Source organism: Sphaerisporangium sp. NPDC051017, assembly GCF_040683095.1.
Classification (GTDB): domain Bacteria; phylum Actinomycetota; class Actinomycetes; order Streptosporangiales; family Streptosporangiaceae; genus Sphaerisporangium.
Map to the genome: position 1 here is coordinate 157,033 of NZ_JBFBCI010000010.1, position 16,036 is coordinate 173,068.

Here is a 16,036-nt window from a genome sequence, read left to right on the forward strand (position 1 = left end):
GGCATGCCCGCTCACAAGTCCGTTTTCCTGCGTGAATTCCTCCGTTCGCCCGCCAAGACGGGAGCCGTCGCGCCCAGCTCGTGCAGGCTGGCGCAGGTGGTGTGCGCGCCCGTGCCCGAGCGCGGCGACCCCGTGGTCGTCGAGCTGGGCCCGGGCACGGGATCGTTCACGCGGGAGATCGCCAGGCGGCTCGCGGGCCGCGGCGCGCAGATCGCCGTCGAGGTGAACCCGGCGCTGGCCGGGGTGCTCGCCGGCGCGTTCCCCGAGCTGGACCTGGTACGCGGCGATGCGGCCGACCTGCCGAAGTTCCTCTCCGAGCGCGGCATCGACCGTGCCGACGTCGTCGTCAGCGGGCTGCCGTGGGCGGTGTTCCCCGACGCGCTTCAGCGCTCCATCATCCGTGCCGTGTCCGCCGCGCTCGCCCCCGGCGGCGCCTTCACCACGTTCGCCTACGTTCACGCGCTGTGGATGCCGCCCGCCCGCCGCTTCCGGCGGCTGCTGGAGTCGGAGTTCGAGGAGGTCGTGGCGAGCCGCACCATCTGGCCGAACCTGCCGCCCGCCCTCGTCTACACGGCCCGCCGCCCACGGCCCTGACCGACGCGCGGCCCGCGTCCCCTCCCTGTCGCGGACCGCGTCCCACTCCCCCGCGCAGCCGGCACCCGCCCGCCTCCGCCGTTCGGCCGGACGGCCGAACCCGCCGCTCATCTTGGGCGGCGGCTGGTGGGCGCGTCGATCGGGTTCCCGACGGCCCCGGCCGGGGACGTCCTGCACTCCCACGTCACCGCCTCGTCCGAATGGATCGCCCTGTGACCTGGTGAGTGGCAGGGCCCGGACTTCCCTATCGTTGTCCCGTGCACAAGGACACGGCGGCGGACCTCGCCATCGCCCTGGCGGGGTGCGTGGTCGCGGTGGCGGTCTCCTCGGCCAGGATGTCGACGGACGGCGCCTCCTACGCCGCGGTACTCGCGATGGCCGTCGTCGCGGGCGCGTCCATCGGGATGATCAGGCGCGGGGGCGCGGCGGTGATCGCCCTGGTCGGCGTCGTGCTCAGCGTCCTGCTGGCGGTCACCGCCTACCTCGTGCCCTACCCGGCGAACTCCCCCCAGGTGCTGCTGCTGATCACGCTCGCGGTGCTGGCCCACCGGGGGCCGTGGCGGCTGTGGGTCCCCGTCGGCGCCGCCGGCCTGGCGGCGACGGCGGTCAACCTGGCCGAGCAGGCCGGCACGGCGCGCGGCGTGTGGCCGATCGTCCCGGTCCTGCTCACGGGTTTCCCGATGCTGGCCGGGCTCGCTCTGCGCCCTGACCTGCCCAGGGACGGCGCCGCGAGAAGGATCCTGCTCGACCTGCTGCTCGCCGGCTGCGGCGTGACGTTCATGCTGTTCGACGCCTCGTCCTGGCTCCAGGAACCGGGGACGGGGGCGGCGGGGTGGCTGGTGGTCGCGGGCGGCGCCACCGCGGGCCTGGTGCGCCGCCTGCCCGGGCCGGCGCTGGCGCTCCAGGCGGCGCTGCTGGTGCTGATGGACGTGCTGACGCCCCCGGCGGCCGACTCCATGCAGGTCATGCCGCTGGTGACGCTCGGGGTGTTCGCGATGGGCGCGTCCTGGCCCTGGACGGCCGCGGCGTACGCGCTCACCACGGGCGTCACGGCGCTCAACGTCGTCAACCGGAGCTGGCCCGAGGTCACGGTCTCTCGCGTGGCGGCGCTGCTGGTGATGGTGGCCGCGCCGATCGCGATCGGCCGCTACGCAGCCGCGCGCCGGTCGGCGGCCCAGATGCGCGCGGCCATGGCCGAGGAGGCGCGGCGGCTGTCCGAGGCGCGGCTGCGCGCCGACCGGCTCGCCGAGCGCGAGCGCATCGCCCGGGACGTGCACGACATCGTCGCCCACCACGTCGGCGCGATGGTGCTGCGGGCGAGCGCCGCCCGGTACGCCGAGGCGTCCGGCCCGGTCGGCGAGGCGCTCTCCGACATCCGCGCCACCGGGCACCAGGCTCTGCAGGACCTGCGCGGCCTGCTCGACGTGCTGCGCGACCCCGGGACGCTCGGCCACCTGCCGGTCGCCGACCCCGGTGACGTCGTGGCCGACGTCGTGATGGACGCGGTGGAGCGGATGAACGCCGCGGGCCTGTCGGTGGAGCTGCGGATGGACTCCGGCGTCGAGCGCACACCGCTGGTGGCCCGCGCCTCGGCCGCCCGTATCGTCCAGGAGGGCCTCACCAATGTCCTCAAGCACGCCGGGCCCGGCGCCTCGGCCAGCGTCGGCCTGTCGGTGTCCGGCGGCGCGCTGCGGGTGGAGGTGCTCAGCGCGCCCGGCCCGGGCGGCCACGCGGACGACGCCCTGACCGCGCTGCCCTCGTCGGGGAGGGGTGTGGCGGGCATGCGGGAACGGGCCCAGGCGCTGGGCGGCGACCTGTTCTCGGGACCGGACGATTCGGGCGGCTGGCGGCTGGCGGCCACCCTGCCGCTGCCCGCGGGCCGCTCCCGCGAGGAACCGCGGGAAGGGGGGCGCCTCGCCCCGCACCACGAGGGGGAAGCATGATCAGAGTCGTCGTCGCCGACGACCAGGCGTTGGTCAGGGCCGGGGTCCGGATGCTCCTGCAGGCCGCGGGCGACATGGAGGTCTGCGCCGAGGCCTGCGACGGCGCCCAGGCCGTGGAACTCGCCGAGCGGCACCGCCCTGACGTGCTGCTCATGGACCTGCGCATGCCCAAGGTCGACGGGCTGGAGGCGATCCGCAGGATCCTCGCGGCCTGGCCCTCCGCGCGGATCGTCGTGCTGACCACCTTCGCCGAGGACGAGAACGTCTACGCCGCGCTGCGCGCCGGGGCGCTCGGCTTCCTGGTCAAGGACGACGACCCCGAGCGCATGGTGGACGCCGTGCGCAAGGCCTCCGCGGGCGAGCCGCTGCTGACGCCGTCCGTACTGCGGCGCGTCGTCGAGCGCGCCCTCGCCGCCGAGGCCGCCAAGCCGGTCGTCTCGCCCGTCGAGGCGGCGCTCACCGAGCGGGAGCGGGAGGTGCTCGCCCTGGTGGGCACGGGACTGTCGAACGCCGAGATCGCCGACCGCCTGCACGTGGGCGTGACCACGGTGAAGACCCACGTCTCCACGGCCATGGACAAGCTCGGCGTGCGCAACCGCGTGCAGGCCGCGGTGGTCGCCCACAGGATCGGCCTCGTCGACTCCTCGTTCCGCCCGGTCAAGCGGGCCCGGTCAAGTGGGACCGACGCCCCGGACCGCTAGGTCCCCGCGTCGTGCTGCTCGCCGGCGTAGGGCTTGCGGAGGGGCGAGTCGCGGTAGCCGTCCACGGACTCCATGATGCCGAAGACGGCGACGGCCACCAGGGGCCAGCTCAGCAGCACGCCGGAGGCGGTGACGGTGAGGACGTCCACGGTCGAGCCGACGGCCGCCGCGCCCGCCGACGCCGCGCGGATCGTCGGGCCGCCGAGCGACATGCCGACGCTGAGCGTGAGGAACCCGGCGAGCAGGCCGCCAGCCGCCAGCCCCGCGAGCAGGGCCACCGGGCGCCCCTCGCGCGACACCAGGTAGGCGACGACGCCGCAGGCCAGCCCGGCCGACGCCGTGACGACGGCGAACCAGCCGTCGGCGGCGATCAGCGACTGGGTGGTCGGGTCGGTGAGCACCGGCCCCGTCTTGGTGATCACGTACGGCGTGCGCGGCGACAGGCCCGACCAGGCGAACCCGGCGGCGATGCCCATCAGGGCGAGGACGACGACGGTCAGCCCGAAATCGCGCAAATCGCGCACTTGCCGCACCCGATCACCTCGTCCTGTCACGCGCCCCCGCTCCACCGTGCGGATCCGCATATGTTACCCACGCGGGCCGCCCCCGCACCTTCGGCCACGCGGGCCCGCATGGTTAGGCTGTCCCCCGTGAGCGAAGAGGTATGGCTGATCGAACCGAGCGGACCTCTGCGGGGGGACGTCGAAGTACGGGGCTCGAAGAACGCGGTGTCCAAGCACATGGTCGCGGCCATGCTGGGCAGCGGCCCGAGCACCCTGCACAACGCCCCCGAGGTGGGCGAGGTCGGCATCACGGCCGCGATGCTGTCGGCCCTCGGCATCGAGGTCGACATCACCCAGCGTGAGATCACCCTGGAGCGCGGCCCCGAGATCCGCCCCCGGGTGCCCGAGGCCTTCACGGGGCTGAACCGCATCCCGATCCTGATGCTCGGCCCGCTGCTGCACCTCGCGGGCGAGGCGTACGTCCCGCTGGTCGGCGGCGACCCCATCGGGCGGCGTCCGGTGAACTTCCACGTCGAGGCGCTGCGCGCGCTCGGCGCGGAGGTCGACGTACGCGACACGGGCATCTTCGCCAAGGCCACCCGGCTGCGCGGCACCCGCATCGAACTGCCCTACCCCAGTGTGGGCGCGACCGAGACGATCCTGCTGTCGGCGGTGCTCGCCGAGGGCAAGACCGTGATCAAGGGGGCCGCGACCGAGCCCGAGGTCGTCGAACTGGCGCTGTTCCTGCAGCGCATGGGCGCGCGCATCGAGCTCAGCCCGGACCGGCGCATCGTCATCGAGGGCGTCGAGCGGCTGCGCGGCGCCTCGACCTGGCTGGCGGGCGACCGCATCGAGGCGTTCTCGTACCTGGTGGCCGGTCTCATCACCGGCGGCGAGGTGCGCGTGCACGGCTGCCCGCAGGACCGGCTGGTGACCGCCATCACCACCCTGGCCCGCATGGGCGCGCAGTTCGACATCACCGACGAGTGGCTGACCGCCTCGGCCCCGAACGGCCTGCGCGCCGCCGCCGTCCAGACCGACACCCACCCCGGGTTCATGACCGACTGGCAGACCCCGCTGATGGTGCTGTTCACGCAGGCAGAGGGCATGTCGGTGCTGCACGAGACCGTCTTCGAGAACCGGCTGGTGTACGTGCCGGCGCTGCAGAAGATGGGCTGCGAGATCGAGACGTTCGACGTGTGCCTGGGCGGGCCCGCGTGCCGCTACCACGACACCAACGCCAAGCACTCGGCGGTGGTGCGGGGCGTGTCCAAGCTGCGCGGCGCCGACGTCACCCTGCCCGACATCCGGGCCGGGTTCTCGGCGGTGCTCGCCGCCGCGGTGGCCGAGGGGACCTCGACGCTGCGCGGTGTCAACCACATCGAGCGCGGTTATCATCGCGTTTTCGACCAGTTCACCTCACTTGGACTGAAGATCAACCGGGAAGCGTAAAGCTTTCCGCGGAGGGCGTTTACGGGCGTTCCCTCGGTCGTACTTCTATCCCGTGAGCTCGGGATCCGACGGCAGCCGCGCACCTGACGGCGAGCCCGTACGGCACCGCCGGCGCGAGTCGGCGGTGCCCGTCGCCGTCGCCACGCTGGGCCTCGCGGGCGTGGTCGGCGGGCTGCTCGTCGCCGCGATCGCGCTCCCCGCCGTCGGCGGTGCGGGCATCCTCACGCGGGACGCCGCGCACGACTTCTTCGAGGTCCCGGCGATACTGCGCGAGATCCCGCTGCCCGAGCGCACCCGCCTGCTGGACAAGGACGGCAAGCAGTTCGCCCAGTTCTACGTGCAGAACCGGCAGTCGGTGGACCTCGGCAGGATCGCGCCGATGATGCTCAAGGCGATCATCGCCATCGAGGACGCGCGGTTCTACGAGCACGCCGGCCTGGACATGAAGGGCACGATCCGCGCGCTGATCGCCAACGCCCGCGCGGGCAGCATCCGCCAGGGCGGGTCGTCGCTGACCCAGCAGCTCGTCAAGAACATCCTGCTGCAGAACGCCCGCTCGGAGGGCGAGCGCGACCTCGCCCGCGCGCCGAGCATCCGCAGGAAGCTCCAGGAGCTGCGGTACGCCATGGGGCTGGAGCGCAAGTACACCAAGGACCAGATCCTGCTGCGCTACCTCAACATCGCCTATTTCGGCGGCGGCGCGTTCGGCGTGGAGGCCGCGGCGCAGCGGTTCTTCGGCACCTCGGCGTCGGCGCTGACGCTCGCGCAGGCCGCGACCCTGGCGGGGGCCGTGCGCACACCGTACCGCACCGACCCCACGCTCGGGCCCGAGCACCAGGAGGCGCTGCTGGAGCGGCGCGGGCTCGTCCTGGACCGGATGACCCAGCTCGGGATGGTGCCGCGCGCCCAGGCCGAGGCCGCCAAGGCGGAGGCCCTCGCGCTCAACATGCGGCCCGAGCCCGGCGGGTGCTCCGAGAGCGACTACCCGTACTTCTGCCTGTACGTGCAGCGGGACGTCATCGCCAACCCGGCCTTCGGCCAGACCCGCGCCGAGCGCGAGCGGCGGCTGTACCGCGACGGGCTGGTCATCAAGACGACGCTGGACCGCACCGCGCAGCGGGCCGCCGAACGCGCCATCGCCGCCCACGTGTACCCCAAGGACCACGAGGTCGCCGCCGAGGCCATGGTGGAGCCCGGGACCGGCCGGATCCGCGCGCTGGCCGCGAGCAAGAAGTACGGCGTCAACCCCGGCGACCGCGGCGACGGCCCCAAGACGACCTTCAACCTGCCCGCCGACACCGCGCACGGTGGCGGCCAGGGATTCCAGGCCGGGTCGACGTTCAAGGTGTTCACGCTGGCCACCGCGCTGGCCAAGGGCTGGCGGTTCGACCAGGGTTTCGACACGCCCGGCAGCTTCGTCCCGTCCTCGGGGTACCGGGACTGCTCGGGCAAGCGGGTGAACGCGCCGGAGACCGTCATCCACAACGCCGGCGGCGAGGGCCGCGGCGGCCCGCACAGCCTCGCCACCGGCACCTGGCAGTCCGTCAACATCTTCTACATGATGCTGGAACGCGAGGTCGGCCTCTGTGACGTGGTGCGCACCGCGCGGTCGCTCGGCATCGTCCGCGCGGACGGCAAGCCGCTCAAGGAGGTGCCCACCTTCACCCTCGGGGTGAACGAGATGGACCCGGTGACGGTCGCGAACGCGTTCGCCACCTTCGGCGCGCGCGGACGTTACTGCCGGCCCATGGCGATCCTGGAGATCACCGAGCGGCGCGGCCGGCGTACGTCCGTCGCGCCGAGCTGCTCGCCCGCCCTCGAGGAGGAGGTCGCCGACGCGGTCAACCACATCCTGTCCGGCGTCTTCACCCGAGGCACGATGAAGGGCCAGAGCATCGGCCGGCCGGCGGCGGGCAAGACGGGGACGAACAACGGGTACACCTCGGCCTGGTTCGCCGGGTACACCCCCGACCTCGCCGCCGCCGTCAGCCTCGGCGACATCCGCGGCGCCTACAAGCATCCGCTGACCGGCGTGGAGATCGGCGGCCGCTCCTACGGCGGCATCCAGGGGGCGACGCTCCCCGGCCCGATCTGGGTGCGGTCCATGGACGAGGCCCTGCGCGACGTCCCCGCCACCTCGTTCACGCCGCCGAACACCAGCCGCTTCGGCGGCGGTACCACCCCCGGCCTGAAACCCGAGGACATGGCCGCCGCCGACCCGCGCAAACGCCGCGAAGACGGCCGCGGCGAGTTCTTCGACGACGGCGCCCCGTACCCCGAGGACGGCGAAGGCCGCCGCGGCCGCGGCCCCCGCCCCCGCTGGCACCGCACCCACGACACCCCCCGCTGGTACCGCTGGGACCCGTACGACGACGGCGCCCCGTACCACCCCGGCTACGGACGCGAGCCGTACTACGACCACGCTCCGCGCCGCCGCCCGTGGTACCAGAACTACCTGGACGAAGAGCCCCGCCACCACTGACCGGCGGGCTCGGAGGCCGCCGCGCCGCCCTCGCCGGCGGCGCTCCGGTCAGAGCGACCAGAGCTTCCGCCGTGCCTCGGCGGCGTCCTCGTAGCCCAGGAGCCGCGCGAAGATCGGCAGCAGCGTCTCGTGGTCCTGGGCCTTGGCGGCCTGGGCGGCCTCGAAGACCGCGTTCCTGTCCACCAGCCACGTGCCGGGCGCGGGAGTCGGGACGGCCTGGACGAGGAGGTCGCGCAGCGCGGGGGTCGGGGTCGCGGTGTACCGCGTCAGCAGGTACCCGGCGCGGACGTCCGGGAGGAGCAGCACCCGGGGCGGGCCGTCGGCCTGGACCGCCACGTAGTCCCTCGGGCCGATGATGTGGCACCGGGCGTTGCGGTAGACGATCGCGGCCTGCGCGGTGGGCAGGTGGTTCAGGGACAGCGACAGGACCTGAAGGGAGCCGTTGTCCTCGCCGAGAGTGGCGTGGGCGAGCAGGATGACGACGGTGAGCTCGCCGGCGACGCTCAGGTCGGCGCCGCCCTTCACGGCCTGTGCCAGGTACTCGGCGACGTGCTCCGAGACGGTCACCGGGCTGGTGCCGGCGTCCGCGTGCGACAGGTAGGAGATGCGGGCGGTCCTGCTCCACATCGCGAGCGCGGCGCAGGTCTGCACCCGTGTCGTCCAGGCTGTGCCGCCTTTCAGGTAATAGTAGGCCTGGTTCTTGGGGAAATCGCTCTTGTCCTGCGCGTCCTGCTCGATGGAGACGCCGAGCCCGTTCGGAGGCTGAGGAACGGTACCGGCGACGTCGGTCACGTCCACCCGGCGGGCCATGGTCCCGAGGTTCCACGTCAGGGCGTCAAGGGACGAGACCCGTTCGATGGTGCCGGAGAACGCGACCTGGGTGTTGTCGGGGTAGACCCCGCGCAGGTCGCTCCGCAGCGGGATCCTCACGGCGGCGCCCTGGGGGATGGCGCTGTCGCCGTCGACGGTTCCGCGCAGCGTCTTCCGGATCCTGCCGACCGCCAGGCCGTTGAGGGTGTAGTCGACCAGGGTGCCCACCGCGTGCACGGCCTGGACCGGCGGGATGCTGTAGGTCTGCTCGGTCACCAGGTCGCGGACCACGGTGGGGGTCATGAAGATTCTTCCAGCGGGCACGAGAACTCCGATCTCGGTACGCGCCAGGCCGGTCACGGAGACGCCGCGGGAAGGCACGCGGGATTTCGCGCGCCCGCGTTCCGTCCGGCCGTAGCCGTGAACCGCCTGGACGACTGTTCAGCGAAAATCCCCGAGAAGCGGCCGAATTCAACCTACCATCCCGGCCGACGATTCAGCACGGCCGGAAATCATGCCATCTGGACGGATATGTTGATTTATACGTATAACGCAAGACTGCTCCCGCCATAACCAGAAAACGCAACCCCTACGTGCGGGCGTCGCATGGCCCCAGAGGAATGCGCGTTGGGTCCGGTACGGCCGTTCTCGCGTGCCGCGCGCGCTGCCATCATTCAGGCGATCGCGATCAGTCAGGTTCCCAGGCCCGGAAACCTGATCTCTCTGCTGCCCGATTCCACGAGGAGTGGCACATGAGACTGCCGACCGCATTCGCCCTCGGGATGGCCGCCTTCCTGGCCGTCTCGGCGACGGCGGCGACCGCCGCCCAGGCGTCTCCGGCGCGTCTGCTAGGCGTGAGCCAGACCGTCTGCCAGAACGCCACGACGCCCACCGGCTGGGTGCAGACCGCGTACTTCGACTGGTACACCTGCGGTACGCCAGGTTCCGTCTACCACAACGCCAAGACCATCCAGGACGTCACCGACACGCCCTCGGGCGGCACCGTGACCGCCTGCATCACCCCGCCCCCGGCCGGCTTCTACGCCACGGCCTTCTCCTACTCGTTCTCCTGCGAGATGACGAAGACGCCCAACCGCATCTTCAACGACCAGCACACGCTGACCAACCTCAACGGCCGCCCGTCCGGATCCACCGCGATCATCTGCGGCCTCCAGTCGTCCCCGCCGGGATGGACCACGACCGCCGTCGTCCAGGCGTACCAGTGCGTCTACCCGCGCTCCGGCGGCCTCGGCGACAACGCCATCGCCATCCGCAAGCTCTGACAGCCCGCTGATTCCCGCCGCACCCTCGTAGCACCGCGCCACCGGCGAGCCTCTCTCGCCGGTGGCGCCGGAGCGACGGGACCGGCACCCGGCCGGTGGCCGGCCATCCAAAGCTGGAGGCCTGCCGAGAGCCCCCGTGCCGCCGTGACGAGTGCCGGCGCCGAGTGAGCGTCAGCCGAGCTTGAGCAGGAGTTCGGCGAGTTCGGCCGGCATGGTGATCATGCAGTCGTGGCCGGTGGCCAGTTCCCACACCTGTGCCGGGGTGCCGTTGGGCTGCATCGCGGGGATGGGCCGACGGGCAATGCCTTCCGGCACGCCGACAGTGCAGTGGATGTGCGTCCGCGGGATCGTGTTCACGGCCGGGTTGTCCAGCCGGACCGGCTGCTGGAGGCAGCGCACCGGCTGGTCCGACAGCATCGTGCGCAGCCAGGCGACGTCCGCCGGGTCGGTGACCCCGAACAGACCCGAGGGCGGCGGCATCTCGGGCAGCGGCGGAACCCGCCAGCCGCTGTCGGACTTCACGGCGCGGTCGATCAGGGCCTGCGTCATGGGTTGGACATCGGCCGCGCTCTCGCCGTCCTCCGGGACCATCGCGTCGAGGTAGACCAGATGCGCGATCCGATCCGGGACCTCGTTGGCGGCGGACGAGATGACCAGCCCGGCGTAGCTGTGTCCCACGAGTACCACCTCGGCGAGGTCTGCCTCGGTGATCAGCCCGACGATGTCGTCGACGTGCGTGTCAAGCCCGACCTCGGGGCCGAGCAGATGCGCCTTGTCGCCGTAGCCGGTCAGCGACGGCGCGACCACCCGATGTCCGGCCGACGCCAGCAACGGGACCACCCGCTCCCAGCACCGTCCACTATGCCAGGCACCGTGTACCAGCAGATATGTCGACATGGTTTCGCTCCTTGCTGTGCTTGTCCGCGCCCGGGGACGCGGAAGGACCTGGCGAGTTCGCCGGCGTCCTCCTGGCAGGTACCGGTGGGGCCGTCCGTGCCGGCGATGGCCCGGTGGGCCACCGACCAGGCTGCCGTCCATGCTCCGACGGAGCCAGGGCCCCTGCGATCCTGGGGGTGACAGGACCAGGCACGCACGCGGTCGCGCGAACTACGGTGGAGAGATGCGCGACGAATCGAACCTGCTGGGCGATTACGTGCGCGCCCGCCGTGAGCTCGTCACTCCTGAACAGGCCGGTATCCCGGTTTCTGGGGTACGGCGCGTGCCGGGCCTGCGCCGGGAAGAGGTCGCGATGCTCGCCGGCATCAGCGCCGACTACTACCTGCGCCTGGAACAGGGCCGCGACCGCAACCCCTCCGTGCAGGTCCTCGAGTCCCTCGCCCGGGTGCTGCTGCTCGACGACGACGCGACGGCGTACCTGCTACGCCTTGGCGCCGGCAAACCGCGACGGCACCGGCGCCGGCCTCGGAAGGAGACCGTCCCTCCGGGCGTCGCCAAGCTCGTCGCCATGCTCCCGCTGCCCGCGTACGTCGAGGGCCGCTACTTCGACGTTCTCGCCGCCAACGCCTTGGCGACCGCTCTGTCACCGCGCCTCGTGGCGGGGGCCAACCGCCTGCGGGACGTGTTCCTCGACCCCGCCGAGCAGGCCCTCTACCCGGACTGGGAGAACGCCGCCGCGGGCATGGTCGCCGGTTTTCGTGAGTCCGTCGGCACCGACACCGACGACCTCCGATTCATCGAGCTCGTCGGCGAGCTCTCCCTCGCCAGCCCCCGTTTCAGCCGGCTCTGGGCCCGCCACGACGTAGAGGCGTGCGAAGGCGCGCCCAAGCACATCGACCACCCCCAGGTCGGGGGCCTACGACTGAACCGGGAGAGGCTGGGCATCGGCGGCACGGCAGGCCAGATGCTCGTCGTCTACCACCCGGACCCCGGCACCGACAACGCCGACAAACTCGCCCTACTCGCCTCCGTCACCCAGCCCCCCGCCGCGCCCCAAGGCACACCCGCCAGCGAACAGGCCCAGGCGTCCACCGATCACGGCGAGCCCGCCCGCCGCCGGACGTCCGACGACGACCGGTAGCCACATCGCCCCGGCGCGGCCGCCCGGCGCCAGGAGATCTTCCAACGAATCCTGCCTGCCTCTCTGGCCTGATCATTGACGCGCGCTGCGCGAGATGGCCCTGACGGACGGTCGCCGGCAGGATTGGGCAAGAGATCGCGAGCTTTGGATGAGCGTTTCACCGCGTGACGCTGATTTCATGGTCGTGACCTTGGCCGTCCCCATCCGCCGCGGAACCGCTGTTGAGCCGCTCGCCTCTGATGGCGCCGCGTGGGTCCGCTGTGCGGTGAGAGGAGAATGGATGTCCGGCGACACCCGCGGCGAGATCTCGCTCCGCGTCAACGAGGTGACGTACCGGTTGGACGTCGACCACCGCAGGACGCTGCTCGACGCCTTGCGGGAGGGGATCGGCCACACGGGGCCGAAGAAGGGCTGCGACCACGGGCAATGTGGCGCCTGTACGGTGCTGGCCGACGGCCGGCGTGTGGTGTCCTGCCTGATGCTGGCGGTCGCCGCCGAGGGCGCCGAGATCACCACCATCGAAGGTCTGGCCGGTCACGGTGAGCTGTCGCCCCTGCAGAAGGCGTTCGTACGGCTCGACGGTTTCCAGTGCGGGTTCTGCACTCCGGGGCAGATCTGCTCGGCCGCCGGGATGCTGACCGAACACGCGGCGGGCTGGCCCAGCGCCGTCACCGCCGATGTCTCCCCTGACCGCCCGGCACCGGAGTTGGACGCGGCGGAGGTGCGCGAGCGGATGAGCGGCAACCTGTGCCGTTGTGGCGCCTATCCGTCGATCGTGCGCGCGGTGCTCGAAACGGCCGCGCGTGAGGATGTGGGGCGGTGAAGGAGTTCGCCTATCAGCGGGCGACGCGGGTCCGTGACGCGCTCACGCTGGTCGCCGGGAACGACGGCGCCCGGTATCTGGGCGGCGGCACGAACCTCGTCGACCTGATGAAGGACGGGGTCGAAGCGCCCACACGGCTGGTCGACGTGAGGTTCCTCCGGCTCGACGGTGTCGCCGAGGCGGCGGACGGCGGGCTGGTCATCGGCGCGACGACGACCAACAGCGATGTCGCGGCCCATCCCGAGGTGCGGCGCCGGTATCCGGCGCTGAGCCAGGCACTGCTGGCCGGCGCGTCGGGCCAGTTGCGGAACATGGCCACGGTGGGCGGCAACCTGCTGCAGCGGACCCGATGCGCGTACTTCGCCGACCCCTCCGAGCCGTGTAACAAGCGGGCGCCCGGCAGCGGATGTCCGGCGATCGCCGGTGAGCACCACAACCACGCCATTTTGGGCTGGTCTGATCACTGCGTGGCCACCAATCCCTCGGACATGGCGGTGGCGCTGGCCGCGTTCGACGCGGTCATGCACTATGAGACGCTCGACGGGGCCGGTGAGATCCCGCTGCCGGAGTTCTATCTGCCGGTCGGCGCCACGCCGCAGCGGGAGACGGCGCTGCCGCCGCACGCTCTGATTACCGCGGTCGCCCTCCCGGGGGCCGCGGTCTCGCCGAGGTCGCGGTACCGCAAGGTCCGCGAGCGTGCGTCGTACGCGTTCGCCAACGTGTCCATCGCGGCCGATTGCGACATTCGTGACGGAGTAGTGCGTAACGCGCGCATCGCCCTCGGCGGCGTCGCGTCGCGGCCATGGCGGGCTCGGGCCGCCGAGGCCGTCCTGCGGGACGGTCCCGCCACCGCCGACCGCTTCCGAGCCGCCGCCGACGCGGAACTGTCCGCCGCGCGGCCATTACGCGACAACGGATACAAGGTGACATTGGCGCGCAACCTCATCGAGGCCGTCCTGACCGAGCTCACCGAGCCGACCGGCCGGGCCTCGTGACGATCCGGCATACCGTTCCGAAGGAGAGTCACGCGTGAACGCCTTCCTTGCCGAGCCGCCGGCAGGTGCCGTCGGGGTCCCACGGCCCCGGATCGAGGGAGCGGCCAAGGTCACCGGCGGTGCACGCTACGCCGCCGACGAGCCGATGCCGAACCTGGCCTTCGGCTGCGTCGTCACGGCCACGGTGTCGCGAGGGCGTGTCCGCGACATCGACATCTCGGCCGTACTGAGCATGCCGGGCGTGCTGGGCGTGATCGACCACAGGAATGCGCCTAGGCTCGACCCGCGGGCGGGGGGCATGTTCTTCGGCCCGGACGGCGGGCTGCTGCTGTTACAGGGCGACGTGATCCCTTACGCCGGCCGGCCGGTCGCGCTGGTGGTGGCGGAGACGCCGGAACAGGCCCGGGCGGCGGCCGAGGCGCTCCCCGTGACCTATGACGAGGAGCCGCACGACACGGATTTCTCCGCCGGCCACCCGGCGGCCCGGCCGGCGTCGGCGCTCTTCGGCCCGGACGCGGATGTCGGAGATCTGGACGCCGAGCTGGCCGCGTCCGCGGTGGTCGTCGACGAGCGGTACCGCACGCCTGAGGAGCACTGCAGCGCCATGGAGCCGCACTCGGCGACCGCGTGGTGGGAGGGAGACCGCCTCCAGGCCGTCGACTCCAACCAGGGGCCCTTCGATGTCGTCCGCGTCCTGGCCACACTGTTCTCCCTGGACCTCGAACGGGTGCGCGTCCGCGCCGAGCACGTCGGCGGCGGTTTCGGATCCAAAGGACTGTGCGGCCCACAGCTCATCCTGGCGGTGATGGCCGCGACGCGGTTCGGGCGTCCGGTGCGGGTCACGCTGACCCGCGCCCAGGTGTTCCTGACGACCTCGATGAGGCCGCCGACCGACCAGCGGATCCGGATCGGCGCCGACGCGGACGGCCGGCTGCGGGCGATCCACCACCAGGCGGCGTTCGCGCTCTCACCGCTCGCCGACTACATCGAGCTCTGCACCGAACTCACCAAAACGCTGTACGCCGCGCGCGCGATCCGTACCCGGCTCACCACGGTCCCGATCGACACCGTGCCGCCGTACTCGATGCGCGGACCGGGTGCGACGCCGGGCTCGTTCGCCCTGGAATCCGCCATGGACGAGCTGGCGGAGCGGCTGGGCATCGACCCCCTCGAACTGCGGCTGCGCAACGAACCCGCCGTCGGTCCCGTGTCCGGACTGCCGTTCAGCAGCCGCAACCTCGTCGCGTGCCTGCGCGAAGGCGCGCGCAGATTCGGCTGGGACACCCGTGACCACCGGCCGCGGACGCGGCGCGAGGGACGTCTGCTGGTGGGCACCGGGATGGCCGCCGTCTCCTTCAGCGCCGGCGCGTTCCCTTCGTCGGCGTCGATCACCGCGGAGACGGACGGGACCTTCACCGTGGCGATCGGCGCCGCCGACATCGGCACCGGCGCACGCACCGCGCTGACCGCGGTCGCGGCGGACGCGCTGGGGGTCGGCGTCGAGAGGATACGGATCCGGATCGCGGACAGCGACCTCGGTCCGGCGTGGAACGCCGGCGGCTCCCGGGGGACGACCTCGTGGTCGTGGGCGATCAGCGAGGCGGCGGCGAAGCTGCGCGACCGGATGCGCGGTCCGGCACGACCGGTGACCGCCACGGCCGACACCACGCGGATGCTCGATGACCTGCTGACCAAGGAACGGCACTCCTACAGCGCCGTGTTCGCCGAGGTGGCCGTCGACCCGGCGACCGGCGAGGTGCGCGTGCGACGGCTGCTGGGCATGTTCGCCGTGGGCCGGGTGGTCAACCCGCTGACGGCTCGCAGCCAGGTCGTCGGAGGGATGATCGGAGGGCTGTCCATGGCTCTGCACGAGGAGGGCGTCCGCGATCCGGTCTCGGGCAGGCAGGTCAACGCGGACTTCGCCGGCTATCACATCGCCGCGCACGCCGACGTGCCCGAGATCGAAGCCGACTTCGTACCCGATCACGAACCCGGCATCCCGATGGGCATCAAGGGCGCCGGCGAGATCGGCAATGTCGGCACCGCCGCCGCGATCGCCAACGCCGTGTGGCATGCCACCGGGCGTCGCCAGCGGACACTGCCGATCCGTCTCGACCGCGTAGTGGAGGAGCGTCCTCTGGAGTAGTGGCCTGCCGCGATCACCATGCCGATGTCGTCGGGTTCGCCCAGTCAGACCGTCGACCGTGACCAGCCGGGCCGCCGTGCCGGATTCGCCCTGCAACCGCACGGGCCCGTTCGGAGTCGTGATCACGTGGCTGGGAAAGGATTGGACGGGGTGATGCTCGGGCTTGTAGCGTGCAGTTGACCGTGACACCGCCCGAGGAGGTGAGACCCATGAACGCTGTATCGATGTGGGTGCTCCCCCTTCCCGTCACGGCCGGCGATTGAGGT

General features: G+C 72.1%; 13 protein-coding genes. 10 read left to right on the top strand and 3 right to left on the bottom strand.

Annotated features, from left to right (window positions below; all coding sequences use genetic code 11):
- The first annotated feature begins 3 nt into the window (after positions 1–3).
- The 3 genes from AB0M95_RS12165 (at position 4) to AB0M95_RS12175 (ending at position 3,238) form a co-directional block, all read left to right on the top strand.
- The gene (locus AB0M95_RS12165; RefSeq protein WP_363762526.1) at positions 4–594 is read left to right on the top strand and encodes a methyltransferase domain-containing protein; all 591 of its coding nucleotides are present in this window, start codon (positions 4–6) and stop codon (positions 592–594) included.
- A gap of 257 nt (positions 595–851) precedes the next feature.
- Positions 852–2,537, top strand: a complete 1,686-nt coding sequence (locus AB0M95_RS12170) for a histidine kinase (RefSeq protein WP_363762529.1) — start codon at positions 852–854, stop codon at positions 2,535–2,537.
- Positions 2,534–3,238, top strand: coding sequence for a response regulator transcription factor (locus AB0M95_RS12175; RefSeq protein ID WP_363762532.1), 705 nt, complete (start codon positions 2,534–2,536; stop codon positions 3,236–3,238). Before AB0M95_RS12170 ends, AB0M95_RS12175 begins: the two co-directional genes overlap by 4 nt.
- Here AB0M95_RS12175 and AB0M95_RS12180 read toward each other — a convergent pair.
- Positions 3,235–3,762, bottom strand: coding sequence for a hypothetical protein (locus AB0M95_RS12180; RefSeq protein WP_363762535.1), 528 nt, complete (start codon positions 3,760–3,762; stop codon positions 3,235–3,237). The genes AB0M95_RS12175 and AB0M95_RS12180 overlap by 4 nt on opposite strands.
- A gap of 126 nt (positions 3,763–3,888) precedes the next feature.
- On the opposite strand from AB0M95_RS12180, the gene murA reads away from it, so the two are divergent.
- Together murA and AB0M95_RS12190 are read left to right on the top strand one after the other, a co-directional pair.
- Positions 3,889–5,193, top strand: coding sequence for a UDP-N-acetylglucosamine 1-carboxyvinyltransferase (gene murA / locus AB0M95_RS12185; protein ID WP_358513783.1), 1,305 nt, complete (start codon positions 3,889–3,891; stop codon positions 5,191–5,193).
- Positions 5,194–5,245: 52 nt separating this feature from the next.
- Positions 5,246–7,675 (top strand): transglycosylase domain-containing protein, encoded by a 2,430-nt coding sequence (locus tag AB0M95_RS12190; RefSeq protein WP_363762538.1) that lies wholly within the window; start codon positions 5,246–5,248, stop codon positions 7,673–7,675.
- A gap of 48 nt (positions 7,676–7,723) precedes the next feature.
- Here the strand turns inward: AB0M95_RS12190 and AB0M95_RS12195 are convergent, their stop codons facing one another.
- Complete coding sequence (locus tag AB0M95_RS12195; protein WP_363762541.1) at positions 7,724–8,788, bottom strand: hypothetical protein; 1,065 nt, start codon at positions 8,786–8,788, stop codon at positions 7,724–7,726.
- Between the two features lie 449 nt (positions 8,789–9,237).
- On the opposite strand from AB0M95_RS12195, the gene AB0M95_RS12200 reads away from it, so the two are divergent.
- A complete protein-coding gene (locus AB0M95_RS12200; RefSeq protein WP_363762544.1) occupies positions 9,238–9,768 on the top strand; it encodes a hypothetical protein in 531 nt (176 codons plus the stop codon).
- 171 nt (positions 9,769–9,939) lie between these two features.
- Here AB0M95_RS12200 and AB0M95_RS12205 read toward each other — a convergent pair whose 3' ends face one another.
- Positions 9,940–10,665: an alpha/beta fold hydrolase gene (locus AB0M95_RS12205; RefSeq protein ID WP_363762547.1), complete on the bottom strand. Its 726-nt coding sequence runs from the start codon at positions 10,663–10,665 to the stop codon at positions 9,940–9,942.
- 223 nt (positions 10,666–10,888) lie between these two features.
- Here AB0M95_RS12205 and AB0M95_RS12210 point away from each other — a divergent pair, with 223 nt between their 5' ends.
- From AB0M95_RS12210 to AB0M95_RS12225, 4 genes are all read left to right on the top strand, one after another.
- Complete coding sequence (locus tag AB0M95_RS12210; protein ID WP_363762550.1) at positions 10,889–11,806, top strand: helix-turn-helix transcriptional regulator; 918 nt, start codon at positions 10,889–10,891, stop codon at positions 11,804–11,806.
- 280 nt (positions 11,807–12,086) lie between these two features.
- Positions 12,087–12,629, top strand: a complete 543-nt coding sequence (locus AB0M95_RS12215) for a 2Fe-2S iron-sulfur cluster-binding protein (RefSeq protein ID WP_363762553.1) — start codon at positions 12,087–12,089, stop codon at positions 12,627–12,629.
- Positions 12,626–13,624: a xanthine dehydrogenase family protein subunit M gene (locus AB0M95_RS12220; protein ID WP_363762556.1), complete on the top strand. Its 999-nt coding sequence runs from the start codon at positions 12,626–12,628 to the stop codon at positions 13,622–13,624. The genes AB0M95_RS12215 and AB0M95_RS12220 overlap by 4 nt, the downstream gene beginning before the upstream one ends.
- Positions 13,625–13,658: 34 nt before the next feature.
- A complete protein-coding gene (locus AB0M95_RS12225) occupies positions 13,659–15,770 on the top strand; it encodes a xanthine dehydrogenase family protein molybdopterin-binding subunit (protein WP_363762559.1) in 2,112 nt (703 codons plus the stop codon).
- The last annotated feature ends 266 nt before the right edge of the window (positions 15,771–16,036 follow it).

Bases quoted from the DNA above. Each gene is read 5' to 3' on its own strand.
- AB0M95_RS12215 (WP_363762553.1), top strand. From the start codon at position 12,087: ATGTCCGGCGACACCCGCGGCGAGATCTCGCTCCGCGTCAACGAGGTG.
- AB0M95_RS12165 (WP_363762526.1), top strand. From the start codon at position 4: ATGCCCGCTCACAAGTCCGTTTTCCTGCGTGAATTCCTCCGTTCGCCC.
- AB0M95_RS12210 (WP_363762550.1), top strand. From the start codon at position 10,889: ATGCGCGACGAATCGAACCTGCTGGGCGATTACGTGCGCGCCCGCCGT.
- AB0M95_RS12200 (WP_363762544.1), top strand. From the start codon at position 9,238: ATGAGACTGCCGACCGCATTCGCCCTCGGGATGGCCGCCTTCCTGGCC.
- AB0M95_RS12195 (WP_363762541.1), bottom strand. From the start codon at position 8,788: ATGACCCCCACCGTGGTCCGCGACCTGGTGACCGAGCAGACCTACAGC.
- AB0M95_RS12175 (WP_363762532.1), top strand. From the start codon at position 2,534: ATGATCAGAGTCGTCGTCGCCGACGACCAGGCGTTGGTCAGGGCCGGG.
- AB0M95_RS12205 (WP_363762547.1), bottom strand. From the start codon at position 10,665: ATGTCGACATATCTGCTGGTACACGGTGCCTGGCATAGTGGACGGTGC.